The sequence below is a fragment of the Sphingobium indicum B90A genome (genome assembly GCF_000264945.2).
In the GTDB taxonomy this organism is placed as follows: Bacteria; Pseudomonadota; Alphaproteobacteria; order Sphingomonadales; family Sphingomonadaceae; genus Sphingobium; species Sphingobium indicum.
Genome location: NZ_CP013070.1, coordinates 161,563 through 185,990, shown reverse-complemented (window position 1 = coordinate 185,990; position 24,428 = coordinate 161,563). Strand labels below are relative to the sequence as shown.

Annotated in this window: 21 protein-coding genes and 1 riboswitch; all 21 genes read right to left on the bottom strand. The window is 66.9% G+C overall.

The features are described 5' to 3' along the window. Positions 1-150: 150 nt before the first annotated feature. A riboswitch (glycine riboswitch) is annotated at positions 151-250 on the bottom strand. A 131-nt stretch (positions 251-381) separates the two neighbouring features. After that, positions 382-1,539 (bottom strand): deoxyguanosinetriphosphate triphosphohydrolase, encoded by a 1,158-nt coding sequence (locus tag SIDU_RS00955; protein ID WP_025161166.1) that lies wholly within the window; start codon positions 1,537-1,539, stop codon positions 382-384. 68 nt (positions 1,540-1,607) lie between these two features. Beyond that, positions 1,608-3,332, bottom strand: a complete 1,725-nt coding sequence (locus SIDU_RS00950; protein ID WP_007685604.1) for a tetratricopeptide repeat protein — start codon at positions 3,330-3,332, stop codon at positions 1,608-1,610. 177 nt (positions 3,333-3,509) lie between these two features. Continuing rightward, positions 3,510-4,979 (bottom strand): cell division protein FtsZ, encoded by a 1,470-nt coding sequence (gene ftsZ / locus SIDU_RS00945; protein WP_007685602.1) that lies wholly within the window; start codon positions 4,977-4,979, stop codon positions 3,510-3,512. A gap of 111 nt (positions 4,980-5,090) precedes the next feature. Then, positions 5,091-6,377, bottom strand: coding sequence for a cell division protein FtsA (ftsA, locus tag SIDU_RS00940; RefSeq protein ID WP_007685600.1), 1,287 nt, complete (start codon positions 6,375-6,377; stop codon positions 5,091-5,093). Positions 6,378-6,383: 6 nt separating this feature from the next. After that, positions 6,384-7,331 (bottom strand): cell division protein FtsQ/DivIB, encoded by a 948-nt coding sequence (locus tag SIDU_RS00935; protein ID WP_007685597.1) that lies wholly within the window; start codon positions 7,329-7,331, stop codon positions 6,384-6,386. Further along, positions 7,324-8,289: a D-alanine--D-alanine ligase gene (locus SIDU_RS00930; RefSeq protein ID WP_007685595.1), complete on the bottom strand. Its 966-nt coding sequence runs from the start codon at positions 8,287-8,289 to the stop codon at positions 7,324-7,326. Before SIDU_RS00930 ends, SIDU_RS00935 begins: the two co-directional genes overlap by 8 nt. Further along, on the bottom strand, positions 8,286-9,233 hold the full coding sequence (murB, locus tag SIDU_RS00925; protein ID WP_007685592.1) for a UDP-N-acetylmuramate dehydrogenase: 948 nt from the start codon (positions 9,231-9,233) through the stop codon (positions 8,286-8,288). Before murB ends, SIDU_RS00930 begins: the two co-directional genes overlap by 4 nt. Then, positions 9,230-9,427, bottom strand: coding sequence for a hypothetical protein (locus SIDU_RS00920; protein ID WP_007685591.1), 198 nt, complete (start codon positions 9,425-9,427; stop codon positions 9,230-9,232). Before SIDU_RS00920 ends, murB begins: the two co-directional genes overlap by 4 nt. Continuing rightward, the gene (gene murC / locus SIDU_RS00915; protein WP_007685590.1) at positions 9,427-10,848 is read right to left on the bottom strand and encodes a UDP-N-acetylmuramate--L-alanine ligase; all 1,422 of its coding nucleotides are present in this window, start codon (positions 10,846-10,848) and stop codon (positions 9,427-9,429) included. The genes SIDU_RS00920 and murC overlap by 1 nt, the downstream gene beginning before the upstream one ends. Positions 10,849-10,987: 139 nt before the next feature. Then, a complete protein-coding gene (gene murG, locus SIDU_RS00910) occupies positions 10,988-12,154 on the bottom strand; it encodes an undecaprenyldiphospho-muramoylpentapeptide beta-N-acetylglucosaminyltransferase (protein ID WP_020821206.1) in 1,167 nt (388 codons plus the stop codon). Next, positions 12,151-13,353 carry an FtsW/RodA/SpoVE family cell cycle protein gene (locus SIDU_RS00905; RefSeq protein WP_007685587.1) on the bottom strand — a complete coding sequence of 401 codons (1,203 nt, stop codon included), beginning with the start codon at positions 13,351-13,353 and terminating at the stop codon, positions 12,151-12,153. The genes murG and SIDU_RS00905 overlap by 4 nt, the downstream gene beginning before the upstream one ends. A gap of 25 nt (positions 13,354-13,378) precedes the next feature. Continuing rightward, entirely contained in the window at positions 13,379-14,767 is a 1,389-nt protein-coding gene (murD, locus tag SIDU_RS00900) for a UDP-N-acetylmuramoyl-L-alanine--D-glutamate ligase (protein ID WP_020821205.1), read from the bottom strand. A 5-nt stretch (positions 14,768-14,772) separates the two neighbouring features. Further along, positions 14,773-15,846 (bottom strand): phospho-N-acetylmuramoyl-pentapeptide-transferase, encoded by a 1,074-nt coding sequence (gene mraY, locus SIDU_RS00895; RefSeq protein WP_007685584.1) that lies wholly within the window; start codon positions 15,844-15,846, stop codon positions 14,773-14,775. Then, positions 15,846-17,222, bottom strand: a complete 1,377-nt coding sequence (locus tag SIDU_RS00890; RefSeq protein ID WP_007685583.1) for a UDP-N-acetylmuramoyl-tripeptide--D-alanyl-D-alanine ligase — start codon at positions 17,220-17,222, stop codon at positions 15,846-15,848. The genes mraY and SIDU_RS00890 overlap by 1 nt, the downstream gene beginning before the upstream one ends. A 109-nt stretch (positions 17,223-17,331) precedes the next feature. Further along, positions 17,332-18,774 carry a UDP-N-acetylmuramoyl-L-alanyl-D-glutamate--2,6-diaminopimelate ligase gene (locus SIDU_RS00885; protein ID WP_020821204.1) on the bottom strand — a complete coding sequence of 481 codons (1,443 nt, stop codon included), beginning with the start codon at positions 18,772-18,774 and terminating at the stop codon, positions 17,332-17,334. Further along, positions 18,774-20,474, bottom strand: a complete 1,701-nt coding sequence (locus SIDU_RS00880; protein WP_007685581.1) for a peptidoglycan D,D-transpeptidase FtsI family protein — start codon at positions 20,472-20,474, stop codon at positions 18,774-18,776. Before SIDU_RS00880 ends, SIDU_RS00885 begins: the two co-directional genes overlap by 1 nt. Further along, positions 20,475-21,128, bottom strand: a complete 654-nt coding sequence (locus SIDU_RS00875) for a hypothetical protein (protein ID WP_007685579.1) — start codon at positions 21,126-21,128, stop codon at positions 20,475-20,477. After that, entirely contained in the window at positions 21,125-22,105 is a 981-nt protein-coding gene (gene rsmH, locus SIDU_RS00870; RefSeq protein WP_007685577.1) for a 16S rRNA (cytosine(1402)-N(4))-methyltransferase RsmH, read from the bottom strand. The genes SIDU_RS00875 and rsmH overlap by 4 nt, the downstream gene beginning before the upstream one ends. After that, entirely contained in the window at positions 22,102-22,599 is a 498-nt protein-coding gene (locus SIDU_RS00865; RefSeq protein ID WP_007685575.1) for a division/cell wall cluster transcriptional repressor MraZ, read from the bottom strand. Before SIDU_RS00865 ends, rsmH begins: the two co-directional genes overlap by 4 nt. A gap of 185 nt (positions 22,600-22,784) precedes the next feature. Further along, positions 22,785-24,044, bottom strand: a complete 1,260-nt coding sequence (locus SIDU_RS00860) for a Gldg family protein (protein WP_233431857.1) — start codon at positions 24,042-24,044, stop codon at positions 22,785-22,787. Positions 24,045-24,086: 42 nt separating this feature from the next. Next, entirely contained in the window at positions 24,087-24,392 is a 306-nt protein-coding gene (locus SIDU_RS00855) for a hypothetical protein (RefSeq protein WP_020821203.1), read from the bottom strand. Positions 24,393-24,428 lie beyond the last annotated feature (36 nt).

The window sequence follows — 24,428 nt, the reverse complement described above, 5'->3', positions numbered from 1 at the left end:
TTGGCGACAGACGCGCCCGTCCGGAGTCGGACTCATCGCGTTTGCCACCCCCTCTGTCACGGAACCTGAGAGCTTTGACCACCGGCCAGGCGACCGGATGGCTTACCCCTTCGGTGGGACAGCATGAACCGTCCGCTTTCCAGAGTGCCTGCCCATGATGCGGTCCATTGGCCTGAGAGATTCCGGGGCGGTTGCTCCTTCGGCGACGGGCTGGCCTGAAAGGCCTCCCATGCTCTCCCGCATCAAGTCCGATAACCGAATCCACGGCACCGGCGACAGTTCCGCATTGCGTGAAACGCGCCGCGCCGTCAATCGCTCAATCGGCGCGCTCCTCTTTTGCCGGCCGTTCGGCCCTATGCGCCCGGCCTGCCGCCGTCCGCCTCAGGCCAATGCCGCTTCGCCGAAAATCTCGGCATGACGCTTTTCGGCGTAGCGGTCGGTCATGCCGGCGATGAAGTCCGCTATATGGCGGCTGCGCCGGGGTTCGAAAGTCGCGCAATCGTCGCGCCACTCCTGCGGCATCAGCGTCGGGTCCGCCTGATAGGCGCGGAACAGGTCGGTCACGATCACGCGCGCCCGGTCGGCCGCCGCCAGTTGTGAAGGGTGGTGGTAGAGCGTCGCATACATGAAGCGCTTAAGGTCGCGCTCCTGCGCGGCGAGTTCGGGCGAAAAGCCCACCAGCGCGCGCCCGGCCCGGCGGACGTCGTCGACGCTCTCCACGCCCGCCGCCGCGATATTGGCGCGGGTGGCGGCGATCAGGTCGTTCGCCATCACGCCGATCTGCTCCCGCACCAGTTCGCGCAGCAAGCGATCCTGCGCCACATCGGGATAGCGCGCGCGAACCCGGTCCCAGCAGCCCTTCACCAGCGGCACGCTCAAAAGCTGGTCCAGCGTCAGCAGGCCGGCGCGCAGCCCGTCATCGATGTCGTGATTGTCATAGGCGATGTCGTCCGCAATCGCCGCCAACTGCGCCTCCAGCGACGCATGGCTGGCAAGGTCGAGCGGGAACAGCGCGTCCACCTCCCGCATTGCCCAGCCGGGCCGCGTGACCGGGCCGTTATGCTTTGCCAGCCCCTCCAGCATCTCCCAGCTCAGATTGAGGCCGCGGAATAGAGGATAGGGACTTTCCAGCAGCATCAGCGTGCGCAGCGTATGGGCATTATGGTCGAAGCCGCCATGCGCGTCGAGCGCCGCCTCCAGCGCGTCCTCCCCCGCATGGCCGAAGGGCGGATGGCCGATGTCATGCGCCAGGCACAGCGCTTCGGTCAGGTCTTCGTTGAGGCCCAGCGTCCGCGCCGTCGTGCGGCCGATCTGCGCCACCTCCAGGCTGTGGGTCAGGCGGACGCGGAAATGATCGCCGTCGGGCGACACGAACACCTGCGTCTTGTGGCGCAGGCGGCGGAAGGCGATGCTGTGGATGATGCGGTCGCGGTCCCGCTGGAACATGTCGCGTGGCCCCCGCACCTCCCCGCCGGGTTCGGCGTGGAGGCGGCCCCGGCTGCGGCCGGGATGCGAGGCATAGGGTGCAAGCAGCGTCATGCCGCGCCCTTTAAAGTCCTTTTCGGCCATTGCCGAGTCGTTCGATGTGCCCGCCGTGGTAAATCGCCTTATTTGGCCGGGAGCCGCTCGACCACTTCCCCGGCATCGCTTTTCCAGGCGAACACGTCCGCGCCCGCCGCCTTCAGCTTGTCCTCCAGCGTCCTGGCCCGCGTGAAGCTGCTGAACGGCCCGACAAGCAGGCGATTGGTGCGGCCCCAGCTCGCCACCCAGGCGTCCTGCGGTTCGAGCGACGCATATTTCTTGCGCAAGCCCTTCATGGTGAAGGCCAGCGCGCCCTTGTTCGCACCCGTACCCACCTGGAGCCAGCTACGCGAGGGATTGGCGGCAAGGCGCGCCTTTTCCTCGGCCGCCTTCTTCTTTTCCTCGGCCAGTTGCTTGGCCTTGGCGTCCGCTTCGGCCTTCGCCTTGGCGGCGGCGGCCTTCTTCGCCTTGTCCGCGGCGGCGGCGGCGGCCGCCTCCCGCTCGGCGCGGCGGGCGGCCTGGATCTGGGCGATCTCCGACAGGTCGACCGCGACGACGCTCGACCGGCGCTCGGATTCGGGCACGTCGATGGCGTGGATGATGTCCGCCAGCGAACGGGTGACGGCCGGGTCGATCTGCTGCTGCGGCGGGGGCGCTGGGGCCGGCGTCGCGGCGGCCAGTGGGGCGGGGGGCGCCGTCTCGCCCTGCGGCGGGGTGGATGTGCGCGGCGCCGACGCCTGGGCGAGCGTGATCGCGTTGAGCTGGCTCGGCGGCGGACTGGCGGGTGCCGGGCTTTGCGCCGGGACGGATTCGAAGCCGGGCGCTGGCGGACCCTGCACATTGGAGGCGGCGGGAGCGGCAGCCCGCGGCGGCGCCTGCGTCTGTGGAGCGGAGGCGGCGGGAACGGGCTGGCTTGGCGCCGGCGCGCTAAGGGGCGGCGCTTCGGCCTGCGCGAGCCTCGTGGCGGTTTCAGCGCGGCGCGAACGACGATCCTGCTGCGCGGATCGAGCCGGCGGCGTCTGGGCGGCAGGTTGGCTGGCCTGCGGTGCGGCAGGGGTGGCGGAGGCGAAAGCGGGCGGGGTCGGCGTGATCGCGGCCATGGTCGAACCGACATTGGCCGGGAAATGCCCGAAATGCACCGCCGCCGCCTTCTGCGCGGCGGTCAGATAAGGCATTTTCTGCATATAGGGCAGGATCGCCGCGGCAAGCTGCGACGGCATGGTCTGCTCCGCGATCTTCCTGGCGTCCGCCTGTCGGTTGTTCATCGCCAGGATGAACGCGCGGTAGCGCCAGGCGGCCCGGTCGCTCTTGTAGAGCAGCGGTTTCAGCACCCGCTCCGCCGCGTCCACCTGGCCGGAAATGCCCAGCGAGGCGGCATAGCGATGGGTGAGTTCGACATCGTCCGGCGTCCGCTGGAGCGCCGCCTGATAGTCGCGCTGCGCCCCCGCCTGATCGCCGGTCATGTCCCTTGCAAGCCCCCGGTCGGCCAGCAGCGTCGCTTCGGGAAAGCCCAGCCGCGTCGCCTGGTCGAACAGGCGCAGCGCTTCGGCGGGGTTCTGGTTCTTCAGCATGACGCGGCCAAGGCCCGCCTTCACCTTGCCGTTGTTCGGCGCCAGCGTATCGGCCCGGGCGAAGAAGCCCGCCGCCGCGCGCGCATCGTCCATGTCCAGCGCCGCCTCGCCCGCGCCGATCAGCGCCGTCACGTCGCGCGGATTGGACGCCAGGCGCGCCAGATGATTGTTGAGGTTTTCCGCGCTGGAGGGACGCATCGCCTGCACCTGGGCGGGCTGCGCCAGAGCCGGTTGCGCCATCGCGGTGCCCGCTAGAAGCAGTCCGCGGAGAATCCAAATGTCATAACGTCTCACAGACAGCCCTTTAGCGGATGGAGGCGGGACAAGGGAATATGTCGAAAGAAAAAGCGCGCCCGGTTGCCCATGGCAGCCGATGGCGCGCTTTCATAGGGCGTGTGGGGCGAACCCCGTGGCCGCTTACTGGTTGCTCTGGCGGTTCAGGAAGCGCGGAATGTCCGGAGCGGGCGTTCCTTCGTCGCTGGCGACAGCGCCCTTTTCGGCGCCGCGGGTCAGGCCCGCCATGCGCTCGAACAGCGTGCCCCCGGTGGCGACGCGGGGCGCGGCCTGCGGCGCCGGAGCGGGCTGGGCCGGCGCTGCCTCGGCCGCGTCCTCACCCAGCAGCAATTCGTCCTGCGCCGGGTCTTCGTCCGAAAAGACAGCGGCGGGACGCGGCGGACTGAAGGGCGCGGGCTTCGCCGCCGCCGGCGCGGCGGCAGGCGGAGTCAGCGGCGCCGGGGCAGGCGCGGCGGGCACGTCGAGTTCCAGCGTTTCAGGCTCGGCTTCGGGCGCGGGATCGGGAGCCGCCACCGGAGCCGGAGCGGCCTGCGGCGCGGGCTTGGTCGCGGCGGCGGTCGGCACGGCGACGGCCGGACGGCTGGCGAAGCTGAACGGCTGGGTCAGCGGCGCGGCATTGGCGGCGGCATCGCTGTCGATGCCGGTGGCGACCACGGAGACGCGGATCTTGCCGTTCAGATTGTCGTTGAACGCCGAACCCCAGATGATGTTCGCGTCGGGATCGACCAGTTCGCGGATATGGTTGGCGGCCTCGTCCACTTCCATCAGGCGCATGTCGTCGCCGCCGACGATGGAGACGATCACGCCCTTCGCGCCGCGCATCGACACGCCGTCCAGCAGCGGATTGGCGATCGCCTTTTCAGCGGCCTGCAGCGCGCGGCCGTCGCCCTCGGCTTCGCCGGTGCCCATCATCGCCTTGCCCATCTCGCCCATCACCGAACGAACGTCCGCGAAGTCCAGGTTGATGAGGCCCGGCATGACCATCAGGTCGGTGATGCCGCGCACGCCCTGCTGCAACACCTCGTCCGCCATCTGGAAGGCTTCCTTGAAGGTGGTGTTGGGGTTGGCGATCAGAAAAAGGTTCTGGTTCGGGATGACGATCAGGGTGTCGACATGCTTCTGCAGTTCCTCGATGCCCGCCTCCGCCGACTTCATGCGGCGATTGCCCTCGAAGGTGAAGGGCTTGGTCACCACGCCGACCGTCAGGATGCCGCGATCGCGCGCCGCCTTGGCGATGACGGGCGCGGCGCCGGTGCCGGTGCCGCCGCCCATGCCGGCGGCGATGAAGCACATATGCGCGCCGTCCAGCGCCTGCTCGACCGAGGCGATGGTCTCTTCCGCCGCCGCCTTGCCGATTTCGGGGCGGGAGCCGGCGCCCAGCCCTTCGGTGATCTGCGGACCAAGCTGGATGCGCCGTTCGGCGGGCGACGCGTTCAGCGCCTGCGCGTCGGTGTTGGCGACGATGAAATCCACGCCCTCGACGGAGGCGGCGATCATGTTCGCGATGGCGTTGCCGCCCGCGCCGCCGACGCCGATCACCGCGATGCGTGGCTTCAACTCGTCCACATGCGGCGGGCTGATTTCAATGCTCATAAACTTTAGCTCCCTCCAGCTTCGGTGACGTGAGCGAAACTGTCATCGAAGGTTAATGCAACAGATAATGGCGTATTTCACCAGTAAAATTCGTCTGACCTGTGTTTTATTTCAATAGTTCGTCTTCATCGCCTTCACCATTCTCTGCCACCATGCTGGCGCGCCGATACGATGAACGGTCTGGGGAGCGGGCGCTATCGTTCTAAGGTCAACCGGGTTCGAAGCGCCGTAAAGCGCAAGTCCGGCCAGCGTCGCGAAGGCCGGGCCGCTATGCGCCTCCGGCATGGCGGCAAGGCCTCTCGGCCGCCCGATCCGCACCGCGCGGCCCAGCGCGCCCTGCGCATAGTCGGCAATGCCCTTCATTTCCGCGCCGCCGCCGGTCAGCACGACCTGCCGCCCGGTGGGGGTGTTGAAGCCCATGCCGGCCAGCGCGGCGTTCACCTCCACCATGATCTGGTTGAGCCGCTCGCAGATCACCGCCACCAAAGCAGCGCGGGTGATCTTGCCGCCGTCGGCATTGGGACCGGCGCTCTGTCCCGGAATGGCGACGTCGCCATGGGGGGCGGCGATCTCTATCATGTCGCGGAAATCGCGACGGTTCTGCATGGCGGACCCATAGAAGCATTTGATCCGCTCCGCCTGGCTTCGGCGGATGCCGAAGGCGGAGGCGATGTCGTCCGTGATGTCGGACGCGCCGATGGGAATGCTGTGCAGCCCGACCAGCATGCCGCCCGCATAGAGCGAGACATTGGTGACGCCAGCGCCCAGTTCAACCAGCGCGACACCCAGGTCGCGCTCCTCCTCCGACAGGCAGGCGAGGCCGGTGGCGATGGGAGACGCCACGATGGAGTTGACGTTGAGATAGGCCCCGCGCACGCAGAGGTCGAGATTGGCGAGCGGCGCCCCGTCGGCCAGCACGACATGGATGTCGACGCCCAGCAGGTCCGCATGCATGCCGAGCGGCTTCTTCACCGGCACCCGGCCGTTGATGGTGAAGCAGGTCGGCTGAGCGTGCAGAACCACGCGACCGTCCGGATCGATCCCCTGCTGGCCGGTGGTCAGCAGGTCGTCGATGTCCGCCTGTTCGACGCGATAGCCGCCCATGTCGCGCTCGACCGTGACGACGTCGCTGACCAGCGAGCCGCCGGAGAAGCTGACCCACACATCCTCTATATTGGTGCCCGCGACGCGTTCCGCCTGCTCCACGGTTTCCCGGACGGCGAGTTCGGTCCGCTCCATGTCCGCGATGAAGCCGCGCCGCACGCCCCGGCTTTCGCGCTGGCCCGTGCCCAGGATCGCCAGTTCGCCATTTTCGGTGCGACCCGCGATCAGCGCGGACACCTTCCACGATCCGATGTCGATCGCGGTGACGAACTTATCGACCTTGGGCTGGGCCATGGGGGTTCAGCCTTCCTCGCCCTTGGCAGGCGCTTCGGCGCTCGCGGCCGGCTCGTCGCCGGACGACCCGCTTCCCTGGCCCTGCGGCAGGCGCAGCACGAAACGGTCGGGATCGCGCATGTCGAACTTGACGATGCCCCGGCCCAGCAGGCGGTTCACCCCGTCCATCCGCGCGAAATTGACCAGCGCGGTGGCGGACGGCCTGTCGCCTTCGGGCAGGGAAAGCGTCTCGCCCGACTGAAAGCGCAAGTCCCAGCGCCGGTTCCCGACCCAGGTGGCGCCCGCCAGCATGGGTTTGAGCGCGGGCGCATTTTCCATCAGCTTGTTGAGGCCGGCGGTCTGGAGATTGGCGTTGGGACCGACCACCAAAGGCAAGTCCGGCATCGCCCCGGCGGACACGGATTGCAGCACAACGCCAGTCACGTCGATCAGGTGAAGCTGGCCGTCATGCTGCCACACCGCGACCGGATCGCGCTCGACGATGTCGACCACCAGCGTATCGGGCAGGCGGCGGGAAATGCGCGCATCCTTGACCCAGCCCAGCTTCAGCATGTCGGCGCGCACCTTGGGCAGGTCGAGCGAGAGCATGGACCGGCTCACCTGGCCCAGGGCGATATTGTAGATGGGCAGTTCATCCATCCGCTCGACGCCGCGCACCTCGACCTTCTCGACTTCGAAACCGGCCTGGGCGGCAAGTTCGGACGCCTTCTGCCCCGCCATGGCGGGAACGCCCATCAGCATGGCGATGCCGACCAGAGCCGCCAGCACGATGCCGACGATGGTCCAGCTCGCCATGCGCTGGAGCGTCTCCTCGCTGACCGGCAGCAGGTCGATCAGGCCGTCGATCCAGCTTCGCTGCCTGGCCGAACGCCCTCGTCCCCCGCTGCGGCCGCGCGCGCCGGTCGTGCGCGTCAGCCGCGCCGTTCCGCCACGCCGAATGCGTGCTTCAGCCATGCTTCGCTCCCCCATTGGCTGCAGTTCGGGCGCCGTTCAGCGCGTCCTCGACTATACGCTCCACCAGTTCGGCATAGTCAATGCCCAGCCTGGCCGCCTGTTCGGGGACCAGGCTGAGCGGCGTCATGCCCGGCTGGGTGTTCACTTCCAGCAGGAACAGCCCCTCGATGCCCTGCTCGTCATCCCAACGGAAATCGGAGCGCGAAGCGCCCTTGCACCCCAGCAACTGGTGCGCGCGCAGCGCGATGGCCTTGCAGGCTTCGCCGATCTCCGGCGGAATATCGGCGGGGCAGACATGCTCGGTCATGCCGTCGGTATATTTGGCGTCGAAATCGTAGAAGCCGCTTTTGGGACGCAATTCCGTCACCAGCAGCGCTTCGTCGCCGAGCACGGCGGTGGTCAGTTCCCTCCCGCGAATATAGGGTTCGGCCAGCAACTCATCGAAATGCAACCAGGGGCCCTCGACATCGCGGCCGATGGGCGAACCGTAATTGCCCCCCTCCGTCACGATGGCGACGCCGACCGAACTGCCCTCATTGACCGGCTTCACCACATAGGGACGCGGCAGCGGATCACCCTCGAACAGGCTTTCGCTGGGGACGATATGACCGCCGGGCATGGGGATGCCGTGGGGCACCAGCGCCTGCTTGGTAAGCTGCTTGTCGATGGCGATGACCGAGGTGGCGAGGCCCGAATGGGTGTAGGTGAGGCCCATCAGGTCCATCATGCCCTGTACCGTGCCATCCTCGCCCGGAACGCCGTGGAGGGCGTTGAACACGACATCGGGTCGGGTTTCGGAGAGCCGCAGCGCGACGTCGCGGTCCATGTCGATGCGCGTGACCCTGTGGCCGCGCGATTCCAGCGCCTTGGCGACGCCCTCGCCCGACGAGAGCGAAACCGGCCGCTCGGCGGACCAGCCGCCCATCAGGACGGCTACATGCCAGGGGCCACGGGTCATGATTTCTGTTCCTTCAAATAGTCCCCCTCCCACTTGCGGGAGGGGGACTGGACGCCCACCCGCTGAATTTCCCATTCAAGGTCGATGCCGCTCTTTGCCTTCACGCGGCGGCGGACCTCCTCGCCCAGGGCCTCGATGTCCGCGCTGGTCGCATCGCCCAGGTTGAGGAGGAAATTGGTATGCTTTTCCGAAACCTGCGCGCCGCCCAGTCGCAGGCCGCGGCAACCGGCCTCGTCCACCAACTGCCAGGCCTTGTGGCCATCGGGATTCTTGAAGGTCGAACCCCCGGTCTTGCTCCGCAACGGCTGGCTTTCCTCGCGGGCGGCGGCGATGCGGTCCATCTCTGCCTGGATCGCGGCCGGTTCGCCCGGAACGCCCCGGAAGACCGCGCTCACCACCACCGCGCCTTCAGGCAGAATGCTGTGGCGGTAAGTATAGCCCAGCGCATCGAGCGGCATCGTCACCCGTTCGCCCGAACGCAGCACGACCTCGCACTCGACCAGAATATCGCAAGTCTCGCGCCCATAGGCGCCCCCGTTCATCCGCACGAAGCCACCCACCGTTCCTGGAATGGAGCGCAGGAATTCAAGCCCCGCTATGCCCGCATCCCGCGCGGTCGAGGAAACGAGGATGCCCGATGCTCCTCCCCCGCAGCGCAGGCTGGTCGCATCGACCTGCTCCACCCTGGCGAATGGCTTGCCAAGGCGGACCACCACGCCCGGAACGCCGCCGTCCCGCACGATCAGGTTGGAGCCAAGCCCCAGCGCCATCACCGGAATCGCCGGGTCAAGCCGCGCCAGAAAATCGGAAAGATCGTCCGCATCCTTCGGCTCGAACAGCCATTGCGCGACACCGCCCGCCTTGAACCAGACGAGGGGGCCAAGCGGCGCATCGGCCTTGAGCGAGCCGCGAACCGCAGGAAGGGACGTGGTCGCCAGCGTCAATCGCGCATCCCCCAGAGCCGCATCCAGCCCTTCATCGCCTTCATCCCCGCCTCGCCGGCCCTGGTCGCGGCGAGACCCGCCTCCGCATTGCGCTGGGCCGCGTCAACCATCTGCCGCGCGGCTTCGACGCCCTGCATCTGGATGTCGATCATCCGCTTCTGCATTTCGAGGCCGACATTAAGGAGTTCGAACATCAGGCGGCTTCCTTCTCCGCAACGGCGGAGGCAAGCCCCGCCGCCCATTTGGTGATGTCTCCCGCGCCCAGGCAGATGATCATGTCGTCCGCCTGCACATCGGCGGCGATCAGGCGGGCAAGGTCGTCCGCGCCCTCGACCGTCGCGGCGTTGCGATGGCCCCGGCGCTTGAGGCCCGCGACCAGTTCCGCGCTGTCCACGCCCTCGATCGGCTGCTCGCCCGCCGGATAGACCGGGGCGGCGTAGACGATGTCGGCGTCGTTGAAGGCCTGCTGGAAATCATCCATCAGATCGCGCAGGCGGGTGAAGCGGTGCGGCTGGACCACGGCGATGACCCGGCCTTTCGCCCCTTCGCGGGCGGCGGCCAGCACCGCCTTGATCTCGACCGGATGGTGGCCGTAATCGTCGATCACGGTCGCGATCCCGCCGCCGGCGGCGATTTCCCCGACCTTGGTGAAGCGCCGCTTCACGCCCCCGAACTTGGCGAAGCCGGTCTGGATCGTCGCGTCATCGATGCCCATCTGCAACGCCACGCCGATCGCCGCCATGGCGTTCAGTACATTGTGGCGGCCCGGCATCGGCATTTCGATGCCCTCGATCCGGCGGAGCGAACCGTCCCGCTCGCGAATCTGCACGTCGAAGCGGTTGCCGCCGGGGATCGGCTGGACATTCTCGCCGCGTATATCGGCCTGCGCCGAGAAGCCATAGGTCACGATCCGCCGGTCCTGAACGCGGGGCAGGATCGCCTGCACCTCCGGATGATCAAGGCACAGCATCGCCGCGCCGTAGAAGGGCACATTCTCGACGAATTCGACGAAGGCGTCCTTCACCTTGTCGAAGCTGCCATAATGGTCGAGATGCTCCGGATCGATATTGGTCACGACCGCCAGCGTGCCGTCCAGGCGCAGGAAGCTGCCGTCGCTCTCATCGGCCTCCACCACCATCCACTCGCTGTTGCCGAGGCGGGCGTTGGAACCATAGCTGTTGATGATGCCGCCGTTGATGACGGTCGGGTCCACACCGCCCGCGTCCAGCAACGCCGCGACCATGGAGGTGGTCGTGGTCTTGCCATGGGTGCCCGCGACCGCGACGGTGGATTTGAGGCGCATCAGTTCCGCCAGCATTTCGGCGCGACGGATGACGGGTATGCGCTTCTCCAGCGCCAGATCGACTTCGGGATTGCCCTTCTTGATCGCGGTGGAGGTCACGACCACGGCCGCATCGCCCAGATTTTCGGCCTTGTGGCCGATCATCACGGGGATGCCCTTCTTGCGCAGCCCTTCCACGACATAGCCTTCGGCGACGTCGGACCCCTGAACCTTGTAGCCCAGATTGTGCATCACCTCGGCAATGCCGGACATGCCGATGCCGCCAATGCCGATGAAATGGATCGTGCCGATGTCGGTGCCGACACCCTTCATGCCTGATATTCCTTGTTCCAATGTCCGTTCGCCCTGAGCGAAGTCGAAGGGCCACGCTGAGCCGCAGGTGAAGTCGCCTCGCTCCTCTCGGCAAAGGGCTTCGACAGGCTCAGCCCGAACGGGGAGAGGTTGAAACTCTTCACGCAGGGACGCCCTGCAAATTCAGGCTGGTCGGCGTCGGGCCGACTTTCAGCGGATCGTTCATGATCGGCGCGGGACCGATGCTTTCCAGCAGGTCCGCCATGTCGCGGGCCGCATCGGGACGGCCGCAGGCGCGGGCGCGCTTCGCCGCATTCTGGAGGGCGCCGGGTTCCAGCGCCATTTTCTGCATCTGCTTGGCAAGCTCCACCGCGGTAAAGCGCGCCTGCGGGATGGTGCGCGCCCCGCCCGCCTCCGTCATCTCACGGGCATTGGCGGTCTGGTGGTCGTCCATCGCGCTCGGCAGCGGGATCAGGATCGCCGGTCGCCCCGCGCAGGTCAGTTCCGCCAGCGTCGATGCCCCCGCCCGCGCGATCACCAGATGCGACCAGCCCAGCTTTTCCGGCACGTCGTTGAAATAGGTCGCAAGGTCGGCCGGAATTTCCAGGTCGGCGTAGAGCCGGCGCACCCGCTCAATATCCTCCGCCCGGCATTGCTGCGTCACCTGCAGGCGGCGGCGCAGGCTGAGCGGCAACATGCCGAGGCCATCGGGCACGACGCTGGAAAGGATCGTCGCGCCCTGGCTGCCGCCGATCACCAGCACGCGGAACACGCTTTCGTCGGTGAGGGCGGGGAATTCCTCCTCGCGAAGCTGCTTCACCTCCTCGCGCACCGGATTGCCGATCAGATGGACCTTCCCGGCATATTTGTCCTTCAGGCGCTCGACATCCGGATAGGCGGTGGCGATGGCGTCCACCCGGCCCGCCAGATAGCGGTTCACCCGGCCCAGCACCGCATTCTGCTCATGGATCGCGGTCGGAATCCCGTCGGCCAGCGCTCCCAGCAAGGCGGGCATCGCCGGATAGCCGCCGAAACCGACCACGGCGGTGGGGCGGAAGGTCTCGTTCAGCCGCCGCGCCATAGCCCGGCCTGCCAGGATCGCCTTCAACGCGCCCGGCCAGCTTTTCGGATTGCTGGTCATCCGGCCGGCGGGCATGACATGGACCTGAGCCTTATCGAAAATGCCGGGAATCTTCGCGCCGCGCTCATCCGTGACCAGCGCGACATGATGCCCGCGCAGCATCAACTCCTCAGCGACGGCATGCGCCGGAATCATATGACCACCCGTCCCGCCCGCGGCGAGGACGAAGTGTCGAGAAATGCTCATCGACCACTCCATTTGACGACCGTGTGCCGACCCATGAAGGGATTGCGCCGCGTGAACGCGAGCAACAGGCCGACGCCGATACAAAGCGCCAGCATAGAGGAGCCGCCATAGCTGATAAAGGGCAGCGTCATGCCCTTGGACGGAAATATCTGGGCATTGACGCCCATGTTGATGATCGCCTGGAGCCCGAACTGGGTGGTCAGGCCCGCCGCCGCCAGGATGGTGAAATTATCGTCCTCGTCCAGCATGCGCAGGAACACCCGCACGACGATCGCCAGATAGACGCAGGCAATGCCGATGCAGGCGAGCAGGCCGAACTCCTCCCCGATGACGGAGAAGATATAGTCGGTATGCGCTTCGGGCAGGCGGAACTTGTTTTGCCCGCCGCCCGGCCCCACGCCCAGGAAGCCGCCGTGGGTGATCGTGCGGAAGGCAAGCTCGGTCTGGTCTGGTCCGACATCCTGCGCCACGCCGATGCCCAGGAAGTCGTTGATGCGCTGACGGCCATTTTCATAGAACATGTACATCAGCACCAGCCCGCCAAGTCCCGCGCCCGCCATCGCGCCGATGAAGCGCATCGACACGCCCGACAGCAGCAGCAGGCCGCCCCAGCAGGCGAGGAAAATCACCGTCTGGCCGAAGTCGGGCTGCTTCATCAGGATCGCCGCGATCAGCAATGTCAGCACGCCGGTCAGCGGGATCACGGGCAGCGTCATGTCCTTGCCGCGCAGCGACAGCAGCCAGGCCATGGTGACGACATAGACGGGCTTCAGGAACTCCGACGGCTGGAAGCGGAAGCCCGGCAGGTCGATCCAGCGCTTCGCCCCGTTCACCACGGACCCAAGCACCGGCACCAGCAGCAGCGCCACGGCAAAGACGATGCACAGGATGAAGGCCAGCCTGCGCGCCTGCGTCCGGGGGAGCATGGAGATCACCAGCATGATCGGCAGGCCGATGAACACCCACATCAACTGGCGGTAGAAATAGATGAGCGGCGTCACCGAAACCGTGCTGGTCGACCGATCGATCGCCGCCACGGGGGAAGCCGCCGCAACGGCGACCAGCCCGATCGCCATCAGCGCGACGATCAGCGACAACAGCACGCGGTCGATTTCCCAGAACCAGATGGCCAGCGCCGTGCGCTCGCGCGGGACGGTGCGGTTCCTGAACTCCTTTACAAGGTCGCCTGCCCTCGACATGCCTCCCAAGCTCCTCCGCTTCCCTCTATTCCAACGCGGCGACGGCAGCGGCGAAGGCATCGCCCCTCGCCTCGAAATCGCGGAACTGGTCGAAACTCGCGCAGGCGGGCGACAACAGCACCACGTCCCCCGGCTGGGCCACCCGCGCCGCGCGGCGGACGCCGGCGGACAGCATCTCAGAATCGTCCACCGCCATATGCGGGCGCAGCAGTTCCGCGAACATGGGGCCAGCCTCGCCGATGGTATAGGCCTGCGCGACATGGCCGAACCAGGGCGCGCACTCGTCCAGATTGTCCGTCTTGGCAAGGCCGCCGACGATCCAGTGCAGCCGCTTGCGCCCGTCGACCGGGGGATAGGCGGCGAGGGCGGGCGCGGTCGAGGCGGCGTTGGTCGCCTTGCTGTCGTTGACGTAGAGGACGCCGTTCAACTCCCGCACCCGCTGCATCCGGTGCGGGAGAGAGGCATAGCTTTGCAGGCCCTGTTCGATGGTCGCTTCGTCGATGCCCAGCGCGCGGGCGACGGCGATGGCGACGGCGGCGTTCTGGGCGTTGTGCGGGCCTTGCAATGCGGGCCAGCCGGCCTGAGCGGACGGATCGATGTCGCCCGATTGCACCTCCACAACCCCGTCATTCCCGCGAGGGGGGGGATCCATCTCCCCATCGTCGCGTCCAGATGCAAGGTCCGGAGATGGATTCCCGCCTCCGCGGGAATGACGGATGGAATGGAATATCCCCCGGCTCGGTTCATCTTCCGTCGCGATTACCGCGACATGGCCGGCCGACTGCATCGCAAACAGCCGCGCCTTGGACGCCACATAGCCCTCAAAGCCATTATAGCGATCCAGATGGTCCGGCGTGATGTTGAGCAGCACCGCCACGTCGCAGTCGAGGCTCTGCGTCAGGTCGATCTGGTAGCTCGACAGTTCCAGCACATAGACGCCGCCCTCCGGCAACGGGGTCTGGCCGAGGATCGGAAGCCCGATATTGCCGCCCATGCGCGTCGGGATGCCCGCCGTCTCGATGATATGATGGACCAGCGCGGTCGTGGTCGACTTGCCGTTGGTTCCGGTGATCCCGACCACCCGATGCTTCGGCAGGCTTGGCCGGGCGAGCGCGAACAATTCTATGTCGCCAATGACCGGCACGCCCGCCAGCTTCGCATGCATGGCGATGGGATGCTTGTTGAGCGGCACGCCGGGCGACACCACCACGCCGTCAAAGCCCTTGAGGTCGATTTCGGTGGGATCGGCCAGTTCCGCCTTGTCCGCGACCGCCTCACGCGCTTCCTCGCGGCTGTCCCATGCCACGACCTGCGCTCCGCTCCCCGCCAGGCATTCCACCGTGGCGAGGCCGGACCGCGCCAGGCCCAGCACCGCATATTTCCTGCCCGCAAAGACGTCGGAGACGATCCCCATGGCGCTCACCGCAGCTTCAACGTGGCGAGTCCCGCCAGCGCCAGCACGAAGGAGATGATCCAGAAGCGGATCACGACCGTGGGTTCGGCCCAGCCCAATTGTTCGAAATGATGGTGGATCGGCGCCATCTTGAACACGCGCTTGCCGGTGCGCTTGTAGAAGAAGACCTGGATGATGACGGACATCGCCTCCACCACGAACAGCCCGCCGATCACGCCCAGCACGATCTCATGATGCGCGGTGACGGCGATCACGCCGATGGTGCCGCCCAGCGCCAGGCTGCCCGTATCGCCCATGAAGACGGCCGCGGGCGGCGCGTTGAACCAGAGGAAGGCCAGCCCCGCGCCGATGATCGCCCCGCACAATATGGTGAGGTTGCCCGCCCCCGGCACATGCGGAATGCCAAGATAGCCCGCAAAGTCGGCGCGCCCCACCAGATAGACGATGGCCATGAACGCCATGCAGGCGATGATGACCGGCATGGTGGCCAGCCCGTCCAGCCCGTCGGTCAGGTTCACCGCATTGCCGAACGCCACGATCACGAAGGCGGCGAACAGGAAATAGAAGGGCCCCAATTCGATGGCCGGACCATTGTAGAAGGGCACGTAAAGCGCGGTATTGCCATGCTGGCTGACGATCAGCCACGCCGCGAAACCGGCGATCAGGAACTCGAAGGCGAGGCGCATCTTGCCCGAAAGCCCCTTGTGGCTGGCCTTTGTCACCTTGTCATAATCGTCGAGGAAACCGATGGCGCCGAAACCCAGCGTCACGAACAGGCAGGCCCAGACATAGATGGAGGACAGGTCCATCCACAGCAGCACCGACGACACCATGGAAGTCAGGATCATGAGGCCGCCCATGGTCGGCGTGCCGCGCTTGGCGAGGTGCGTCTGCGGGCCGTCGTCGCGGATCGGCTGCCCCTTGCCCTGCCGCACGCGCAGCCATCCGATGAAGCGCGGGCCGATCAGCAACCCGATGACCAGCGCGGTAGCGATGGCCGCCCCGGCCCGGAAGCTCAAATAGCGGATGAGGTTGAAAACACCCGCGAAATCCATGGTCTGGGCAAGCCAGTAGAGCATCAGTTCTTCGCTTCCTGTAGCGCGGCGACCAGGCGCGACAAACCGATGCCGTTCGACCCCTTCACCAGGATCGCATCGCCAGCGCGCATTTCATTTCGAATGAGATCGGTGGCCCTGGCGGCGTCAGGCACATGGTCGAAGGCCATGATGCCGCCCAGCGCCTGGGCCAGCGGGTCCATCTCGTCCCCCACCAGGACCGCATAATCCACCTGTCCCGCCGTCAGCGGCTCGACCAGCCCGGCGTGCAGTTCGCGGCTGCGGTCACCCAACTCGCGCATCCCGCCCAGCACGGCAATGCGGCGCTCCGCCTGCTCGCGGCCCAACTGCTTGAGCGTGGCGGCCATGCTCAGCGGATTGGCGTTATAGCTTTCGTCGATCAGCAACGCCTCGCCGCCCTCGACCGGCAGGACGCTCCGCTGACCCCGGCCCGGCAGGCCGGGCATTTCCGCCAGCGCCAGCCCCGCCGCCGCCAGATCGCCGCCCAGCGCCTCGACCGTCGCCAGCACCGCCAGCGCGTTGGAAACCCAATGTTCGCCCGGCGCGCCCACGGTGAAGCACAGTTCCACGCCCGGCAGCGCCGCCGTGACCAGCGTGCCGCCGCCCGCCGCCGGCACGGTTTCGCGGGCGCGAACGTCGGCCTGCGGATCGAAGCCGAAGGTCAGGATGCGCGCCGCATGCTTCTCCGCCTTGGCATAGAGGGTCGCGACATGCGGGCTGTCATAGGGGATGACCGCCGTGCCGCCCGGCTCCAGCCCTTCGAAAATCTCGGCCTTGGCCTCTGCGATCTTCTCTTCCGTGCCGAAAAATTCGATATGAGCGGGCGCGATAGCGGTGACGATGGCGACATGGGGCCGCACCTGCCGGGTCAGCGCGGCCAGTTCGCCCGCATGGTTCATGCCCATTTCGAACACGCCAAAGGCCGATTCCCTCGGCATGCGCGACAGGCTCAGCGGCACGCCGACATGGTTGTTGTAGCTCTTGACCGAGCGGTGCACCTCCCCGGGACAGACGCGGTCGAGCGCATGGAACAGCGCCTCCTTGGTGCCGGTCTTGCCCACCGATCCGGTGACGCCGACCACCTTGCCCTGCATCCGCGCGCGAGAGGCCCGGCCAAGCGCCTCCAGCGCCGCCGCGCTGTCAGGCACCAGCACATGGGGCTGGGCGATGGGCTGGCTGACGATCGCGCCCGCCGCGCCCTGGCCGAACGCCTTGTCGACGAAGCGATGGCCATCGGTCGCCTCGCCCTTCATCGCGACGAACAGGTCGCCGCCCGTCACTTCGCGGCTGTCGAACGCCACGCCAGAAACGGCGAAGGGCGCCGAAGCGACGCCCCCCGTGGCCTGAGCAATCTCTTCGGAGGTCCAGAGGTCAGTCATTCACCGCCCTCCATTCGGTTCGAGCGAAGTCGAGAACCGCTGCGCATAACCGCTTCGACCTTGGCAGGTAGTCGAAAGGCTAGACGCGAAAGGCTGGCGGGAAAATGCATCATCCGGCGCATTCCCGCGCCACCGTCACGTCGTCGAAGGGCAGCACCCGGTCCCCGATGATCTGGCCCTGCTCATGCCCCTTGCCCGCGAGCAGGACGATGTCGTCCGCGCCCGCCTGCGCGATGGCGGCGGCAATGGCGGCGCGGCGACCGCCGATCTCCTCCGCGCCCGGCGCGCCGGCCATCACGGCGGCGCGGATGGCGGATGGCTCCTCCGAACGGGGATTGTCGTCGGTGACGATCACATGGTCGGCGAGGTCAGCCGCCACCTTGCCCATTTGCGGCCGCTTGCCCGCATCGCGATCCCCGCCAGCGCCGAACAGCGCGATCAGCCGGCCCCGCGTATGCGGTCGCAGCGCCTCTATGGCGGCGCGCAACCCATCGGGCGTATGGGCATAGTCGACATAGACCGGCGCCCCCGCCTTGGTGATGACGGCACGCTCCAGCCGCCCGCGCACGGGCTGCACCCGGCCCAGCAGTTCCAGAACCTTGCCCGCATCCTCGCCGCCCGCGATCGCCAGACCCGCGGCGGTCAGCGCATTGGCCGCCTGATAAGCGCCGATCAGCGGCAGGTTGACCTTGTAGTTCTTGCCCTCGACCTCGATGTCCAGCGTCTGGCCCAACTGGGTCGGGGTGCGGTTGGCAAGACGCAATGCCTGCCCCTGCACCCCGACGCTCAGCACACGAAGCCCCCGCTTCGTAGCCCGCTGGATGACCTTGTCCGACCACTCGTCATCGGCCCAGACGACTGCGGCGCCCTGCGGAGCGACCACTTCGTCGAACAGGCGCATCTTGGCCTCGAAATAGCTGTCCATGTCGCCATGATAGTCGAGATGATCGCGCGACAGGTTGGTGAAGGCCGCCGCCGAAACCGGCAGCCCTTCGGTGCGATATTGGGCAAGGCCATGGCTCGAAGCCTCGAACGCGGCATGGGTGATGCCCTCGCGCTTCAGGCCCGACATGTTGGCGAGGAAGGTCACGATGTCCGGCGTGGTGAGGCCCGTCGATACCTGGTCGACTGACGTGGTGACGCCCAAGGTGCCGATGGAGGCGGATTTATGCCCCAGCATCCGCCAGATCTGCCGGGTCAGTTCGACCGTGGAGGTCTTGCCGTTGGTGCCGGTGACGGCAACGGTCACCTCCGGAAATGGGACGAAATAGCGGGCGGCAAGCTGCGCGAACAGGCGGCGCGGATTGTCCGACGCGATATGGATCGCGCCCTCGACCCTGGCTTCCGGCCGGGCGACAACCGCCGTCGCCCCGGCCTGCACGGCGGCGGGGATGAAATCCTCGCCATTCACCCGCGCTCCCTGGAAGGCGCCGAACACCGTGCCCGGCGCCACCTTCCGGTTATCGATCGCAAAGCCCGACACCGGAACGTCCAGCGACGCCCCGGCATCGGGCTTTGCATCCAGCCCCTCGATCAGCGACCCGAGGCGCATTATTCTTTCTCCTTGTCGCCGTGCAGCAGCGGCATGAGGTCGGAAATGTCGACGTCGCGCCGCTCGTCGGGCAGCACGCCCAGCATCGGCCCGGTGCGCTCTACCACCCGCTTCACCACCGGCGCCGCTGTCCAGGCGGCCGTGCGCAGGCCATATTGGCCCGTCGCCTCGTCCATGGTGACGAGGACCACATAGCGCGGATTGTCCATCGGGAAGGCAGAAGCGAAAGTCGTCACCAGCGAAGTCTTGTTGTACCGGCCCTCTTGGGGCTTTTCGGCGGAACCCGTCTTGCCGCCCACCCGGTATCCCTTGGCGTCGGCGCTGCGACCTGTACCCGCCGCCACGATCATGCGCAACAGTTGGCGCATGCGCGCGCTGGTCGCGGCGGAAAAGACGCGGCGGCCCTCCGGCACCTCTTCCGCCTTCAATTTGCGCAGCGTGGCAGGCCGCCACAGCCCGCCGTTCACCAGCGCCGCATAAGCCGAAGCGAGATGCAAAGGCGTCACGGCGATGCCATGGCCGTAGGAAACAGTGAGCGTCGTGATGCGCCCCCAATTGGCCGGCCACAGCGTGCCCGCCCGTTCGTTGAGTTCGATCGGCGCGCGCTGGTCGAAGTGCAACTCCCGGAAAAGATGCTGCAACGGCTCCGCGCCCATCTGGTCGGCGATCCGCGCCGTGCCGATGTTGGAACTGTGCACCAGTATCTCCGGCACGTTGATCCAGCGGCCGAGCGGATGGTCGTCCTTGATCCGGAAACCCGCAATGCCCAGCGGCGCCGTCGCGTCATAGGTTTTCGACATGGAGGTGACGACGCCGCGATCCATCGCCGCGGCAATCGACAGCGGCTTGAACGCCGATCCCAGTTCATAGCGCGCCTGCACCATATGGTTGCAGAGCGGCGATTCGCTGCACGACTTGCCCGCATAATTTTGCAGCTTGTTGGGATCGAAGACGGGAATCGACGCCATGGCGATCACTTCGCCGCTATTGGCGTCCAATATCACGCCGCCCGCGCCCTTGGCGCGGGTCTGGACGAGCTGCGCGTATAATTCGCTCTCCAGCGCGCCCTGCACCCGGCTGTCGATGGACATGGCGAAGGGCTGACCGCGCATCGCCGCGTCGGTCAGCCGGTCGTTGAACGCCGCTTCCACGCCCATGCCGCCCTTGCCGTCCGCATTGGGCGCAAAGCCCATGACATGGGCCGCCAGGGTGCGCTGCGGGTAGAGCCGTTCCTTCTCCCGCGGGAATTCGATGCCGATCTCGCCCAGGGCGTTCACGGCCGCCACCTCTTCCGGCAGCGCGCGACGGCGCAGATAGGCCCAGCCGCGCCCGGTCAGCTTCTTGTAGAAGGTTGCCGCCGGTTCGTCGGGGAATATCTCGTGCAGCTTGCGCGCCAGCTCGGACGGATCACCGATCAGCTTGGACGGCCGCACCGCAATCGAATAGGCGTCCATGGTGCGCGCCAGCGGCACGCCGTTGCGGTCGACGATGTCCGCCCGCGCTGGAAGGCCGCCCATCGCGTCGCCGCCGCGCCCGTTGCCGGCGAAGACCCCTACCCAGGTCAGGCGCAGGATCAACACCGCCGTGATCGCCATGAACAGGATCAGCAGCAGCATCAGGCGGTTATGCGCGATCGCCGTCAGGTCGACGCGCTGCTTGCCCGCCCTCGCGCCGCCCGGCTGAACGATGATCGTCGCCATCTAGCGCTCCCCCCTGGCGCGCTCGCGCTTCGCCTTGGCGCTGATGTCGCCCAGCGTGCTGTCGTCCAGCAGCTTCGCGTCCAGCATCGCCATCCGCTCCGCGCGGCGGGCGACGGGGTTGGGCTTCGTCGTGTCGGCGTCGTCCTTCGCCTTTTCCTTGGCCGTCTTGACCGGCGCGGCCTTGGTGATCTTGTCGACATTGTCCGCCGCATGCGCTTCCCTGATGACGGCGATGTCGCTGCGAATCTGCGTCGGCGCCGGGCTGGCGGGGGCGGCCTGCGGCGCGGACGGCAGGTCGGCGGGGGTCTGCACCATCGCCACCATCACCGGCGGCGCGACATAGTCCGGCCCGTTGGGCTGCACCCCGTCCAGATGCGCGAGCGCCCGCTCGCCCGCCAGATATTGCTGGGCGGTGGGCGTCGCATACAGGAAATCGTCCTGGTTCCAGCGCTCAAGCTGCCGCATGTTCGCCCTGGCGCCGAACTCCGTCTCCAGATAGCGGATGTCGGCCTTCGCCCGCGCGATCTGCGCCCGCACCTTCATCAATTCGTTGCGCTCGGTCGCGACCTTCAGCGACACCATATAGGCGCCGAGCGCGCCCAGCGCGACGAGCAGGATCCAGATCAGGCTCTGCAATCTCTTGACCGCGATCATGAGCGGAGATTCCTGGTTGAGATCGGGAGGGACGAAACAGGGGCGGACGTGCGAACGGCGCTGCGCAGCGTGGCGGATCGGGAGCGGGGGTTGCGCGCCAGTTCCACCATGCCGGGCCGCACCGCCTTGGCGGGCCTTTCGAAGGTCGGCGCGGGACCGGACTGGCGCTGGGGCAGGTGACGCGAACCGCTCGCCTCGCTGCCGCTGCGGTTGCGCAGGAACTGCTTGACGATGCGGTCCTCCAGGCTGTGGAAGGTGACGACCGCCAACCGGCCTCCCTCCTCCAGAATCGCCTCGGCCGCCTCCAGCCCGCGCTCCAGTTCCTCCAGTTCGCGATTCACATGGATGCGGATCGCCTGGAAGGTGCGGGTGGCCGGATCCTTCTTGTCATGCGGCTTGTGGCCCAGCGCCTTGCGCACGACGTTCGCCAACTGTCCGGTACGTTCCAGCGGGCGCGCTTCGACAATCGCCTTCGCCACGCGGCGCGAGCGCGGTTCCTCGCCATAGCGATAGAGGATGTCGGCAATCTCCTGCTCAGGGGCATTGTTCAGGAAATCGGCGGCGCTCATCCCGCTCCGGCTCATCGTCATGTCGAGCGGCCCGTCGCCCTGGAAGGAAAAGCCCCGCTCCGGCCGGTCGAGCTGCATGGACGACACGCCGATGTCCAGCGTGACGCCGGAAACCGATGTCACGCCCCGTTCCGCCAGCAATTGCTCCATCCGCGAAAATTCGCCAGCGATCAGCGTGACGCCCTTTTCCTCGGCCAGCGCCTGTCCTTCGCGAATCGCATCGGGATCGCGGTCGAAGGCGAAGACCCTCGCCCCCCTGTCCGCCATCGCGCCCGAATAGCCGCCCGCGCCGAACGTGCCGTCGACATGGACCTCGCCGGGGTTGATGGCGAGGGCGTCGAGCACTTCGTCGATGAGCACCGGAATGTGGCGCTCAGGGCTTTGGGCATGGTCGGGGGAAGCGCTCATTTGCCCTCTCCCGCCGCCCGCTGGTCCAGCCAGCGGCGGACCTTGTTGCGGATCAGTTCCGGCCGGTCCTTGCTGTCGACCAGCGTTTCGGGCTTCCAGATCTGGATGTAGCGACCCACGCCATAGAAGAAGACGGCGTCGGCGATGCCATACTCATCCTTGATGTCGGGGTGCATGGCGAAACGGCCGCCTTCGTCGAAATTCACTTCCTCGATAGTGCCGAGCCGCCGTTCCAGTTCCAGATCGGCATCGTAATCGCGGCCAGCGGCGCGCGCTTCGCGGGCCAGTTCCTCGACCTCGGTGAACAGGTGGCGGCGGTGCGATTCGCCAAAGGCCGTGGCGCAGGGGTTGCCGCCATGGACCGAAAGGAAAAGCCGCGTTTCATTGCCGCTGGACAGCTTGACCTGCCGGCGCATCTCCAGGGGCAGCACGAAACGGCCCTTGCCGTCCGCGACGCTGAACGCGTTGCCCGTGTAGAGAATGACGTCCGACACTTTTCGACTGCTGCCCCTCTGTTCCCAGGGCGCAGGCCGTCGCCAGCCGGATTCGCGCAGAGGCGAACCGGCTCACAGGACTAGCAAAGCCTGACAAACCCCTATGGCTTTCAAATACCAAGCCGCGGGGTTCAAGAAAAGGGATATTTTGGGAAAAGCCGGGAAATCCTGTTTTGTTCTGGTAATTAACCTTCTTTAACAGGCTCTGGCCGGTCGGGCCGTGGCGGAGAAAGGCCGGAAGGAGCCGCCGCGCGCCGCCGGAAAAGCACCGTTCCCAAGGCTGCCCAGAAAATCCCGACGACCACCGCCCAGCGGAGGGCGTTGACCAGCGCCTCGCCCGACCGCACCCAGCGCCGTCCTGCCGGAAGCAGCGCGCCCAGCGCTTCCGCCACGAATTGCGGCGTATCGGCGGTCCATTGCGCCGGCTCCAGCGGCGCGGCGGGATCCGCCAGCCAGAGCCGGTCATCGATCAGGTCGGCATCCGCGACGATGGTCACGCTGCCCTTCCCCACCATGCACCGCGCCGCCAGCCCGCGCCCGACGATGCGGCAATCCGGCCCCGCATTCTCGAAAACGGCGGCGGAATAAATGGTCAGCACCCGCCCATCGCCCAGGAAATGGCGCTGTTCGCCGGAAGAAGGCGGCGTCATCCGCACGCCCCAATATTCGATCATCGCGGCGAGCAGGGTCACCGCCGGCGGCCTGCGCCGGTCCCCCAACGGCCAGTCCATCGGCCAACGCAATTGCGGGTCGGCCAGGATCAGCGCCTTGCCGCCCTTGCCGATCCAGGCGTCGAGAGCAACCTGCTCGTCCAGGGAAAAAGCGCGTGGCTGGGCAAGCAGCAGCATTCCGGCGCCGCCCTTTTCGAGAGCCAGCGGACTGTCGACAGGCCGCACATCGAAGCGCTGGCGCAGGACCGTGATGATCGGCGCGTCAGCTTTTACGCCATTTTCCCGCCAGAATAACGGCAGGCCGCTGATGACCTCCAGCTCTGCTCGCTTCCCCGGCGAGGGTTCAATGCGATGCTCTCGCGCAAACCAGCTAATCGCCAAGGCGAGAAGCGCGAACCCCAGTCCCGCCATCTGCCGTGTTCCTGCGAAGGCAGGAACCCAGTCCGACCATTTGAACTGGGTTCCTGCCTTCGCAGGAACACGGAACATCAATCCCGCAACTGTCGCCGCCAGAACCCCAGCGAGCAGCCAAGCCACCGATACCAATCCCGGCACTCGCCACGTTGCCAGAAATGCACAGGACAGCACTGTCCCGACCGTTCCCACCCCTACCCACCAGGCCGCCCCCTCACCCCGCCGCGCCCGCAGCAGAGCCGTCGCCGGCACCAGCAGCAACGCCGGAACCATCCACCCACGCGGATCCACCTGTCCCGTGCGCAACAGCGCGGGCAACCCGCCGAACAGCACCAGCAGGATCGGCGCCAACAGAAGCAAAAATGTCCGAAACGCAGCCCTCAAGGCCAAAGCCGCCGCCAATCAGCGCGAAGCCGGCGGAATCTCGCGGTCCATGGGTTTCTTGAGATTAGGGTCCGGTTGCAGGTCCGGCACGATCGGCGCCTGTTCCGGCGCGGGCTGCACGCCCAGTTCCGCCAGCGGCTCCTTGGGCGACACGGCATTGACGTCCAGCGTCGGCACTGTCGGCGGCGGGACCGCCGGATCGTCGATCCGCGCCTTGTCGATCACGATATTCGCCAGACCCACGAGCAGCACCACGCCCGCCAGCCCGGTGAGGCCGATCTGGACACGCTGCAACCCTTCCTGTTGGCGGGGTGTTTCAGCCATGAAGCGCTCTTTTTCTTTTACCGCCGAGACCCGTAT

What these genes read in the sequence shown, in the direction of transcription:
- SIDU_RS00955 (WP_025161166.1), bottom strand. Translation starts at nt 1,539, where the DNA reads ATGACGCTGCTTGCACCCTATGCCTCGCATCCCGGCCGCAGCCGGGGC.
- SIDU_RS00950 (WP_007685604.1), bottom strand. Translation starts at nt 3,332, where the DNA reads ATGGCGCAACCGGCTCTGGCGCAGCCCGCCCAGGTGCAGGCGATGCGT.
- ftsZ (WP_007685602.1), bottom strand. Translation starts at nt 4,979, where the DNA reads ATGAGCATTGAAATCAGCCCGCCGCATGTGGACGAGTTGAAGCCACGC.
- ftsA (WP_007685600.1), bottom strand. Translation starts at nt 6,377, where the DNA reads ATGGCCCAGCCCAAGGTCGATAAGTTCGTCACCGCGATCGACATCGGA.
- SIDU_RS00935 (WP_007685597.1), bottom strand. Translation starts at nt 7,331, where the DNA reads ATGGCTGAAGCACGCATTCGGCGTGGCGGAACGGCGCGGCTGACGCGC.
- SIDU_RS00930 (WP_007685595.1), bottom strand. Translation starts at nt 8,289, where the DNA reads ATGACCCGTGGCCCCTGGCATGTAGCCGTCCTGATGGGCGGCTGGTCC.
- SIDU_RS00920 (WP_007685591.1), bottom strand. Translation starts at nt 9,427, where the DNA reads ATGTTCGAACTCCTTAATGTCGGCCTCGAAATGCAGAAGCGGATGATC.
- murC (WP_007685590.1), bottom strand. Translation starts at nt 10,848, where the DNA reads ATGAAGGGTGTCGGCACCGACATCGGCACGATCCATTTCATCGGCATT.
- murG (WP_020821206.1), bottom strand. Translation starts at nt 12,154, where the DNA reads ATGAGCATTTCTCGACACTTCGTCCTCGCCGCGGGCGGGACGGGTGGT.
- SIDU_RS00905 (WP_007685587.1), bottom strand. Translation starts at nt 13,353, where the DNA reads ATGTCGAGGGCAGGCGACCTTGTAAAGGAGTTCAGGAACCGCACCGTC.
- murD (WP_020821205.1), bottom strand. Translation starts at nt 14,767, where the DNA reads ATGGGGATCGTCTCCGACGTCTTTGCGGGCAGGAAATATGCGGTGCTG.
- mraY (WP_007685584.1), bottom strand. Translation starts at nt 15,846, where the DNA reads ATGCTCTACTGGCTTGCCCAGACCATGGATTTCGCGGGTGTTTTCAAC.
- SIDU_RS00890 (WP_007685583.1), bottom strand. Translation starts at nt 17,222, where the DNA reads ATGACTGACCTCTGGACCTCCGAAGAGATTGCTCAGGCCACGGGGGGC.
- SIDU_RS00885 (WP_020821204.1), bottom strand. Translation starts at nt 18,774, where the DNA reads ATGCGCCTCGGGTCGCTGATCGAGGGGCTGGATGCAAAGCCCGATGCC.
- SIDU_RS00880 (WP_007685581.1), bottom strand. Translation starts at nt 20,474, where the DNA reads ATGGCGACGATCATCGTTCAGCCGGGCGGCGCGAGGGCGGGCAAGCAG.
- SIDU_RS00875 (WP_007685579.1), bottom strand. Translation starts at nt 21,128, where the DNA reads ATGATCGCGGTCAAGAGATTGCAGAGCCTGATCTGGATCCTGCTCGTC.
- rsmH (WP_007685577.1), bottom strand. Translation starts at nt 22,105, where the DNA reads ATGAGCGCTTCCCCCGACCATGCCCAAAGCCCTGAGCGCCACATTCCG.
- SIDU_RS00855 (WP_020821203.1), bottom strand. Translation starts at nt 24,392, where the DNA reads ATGGCTGAAACACCCCGCCAACAGGAAGGGTTGCAGCGTGTCCAGATC.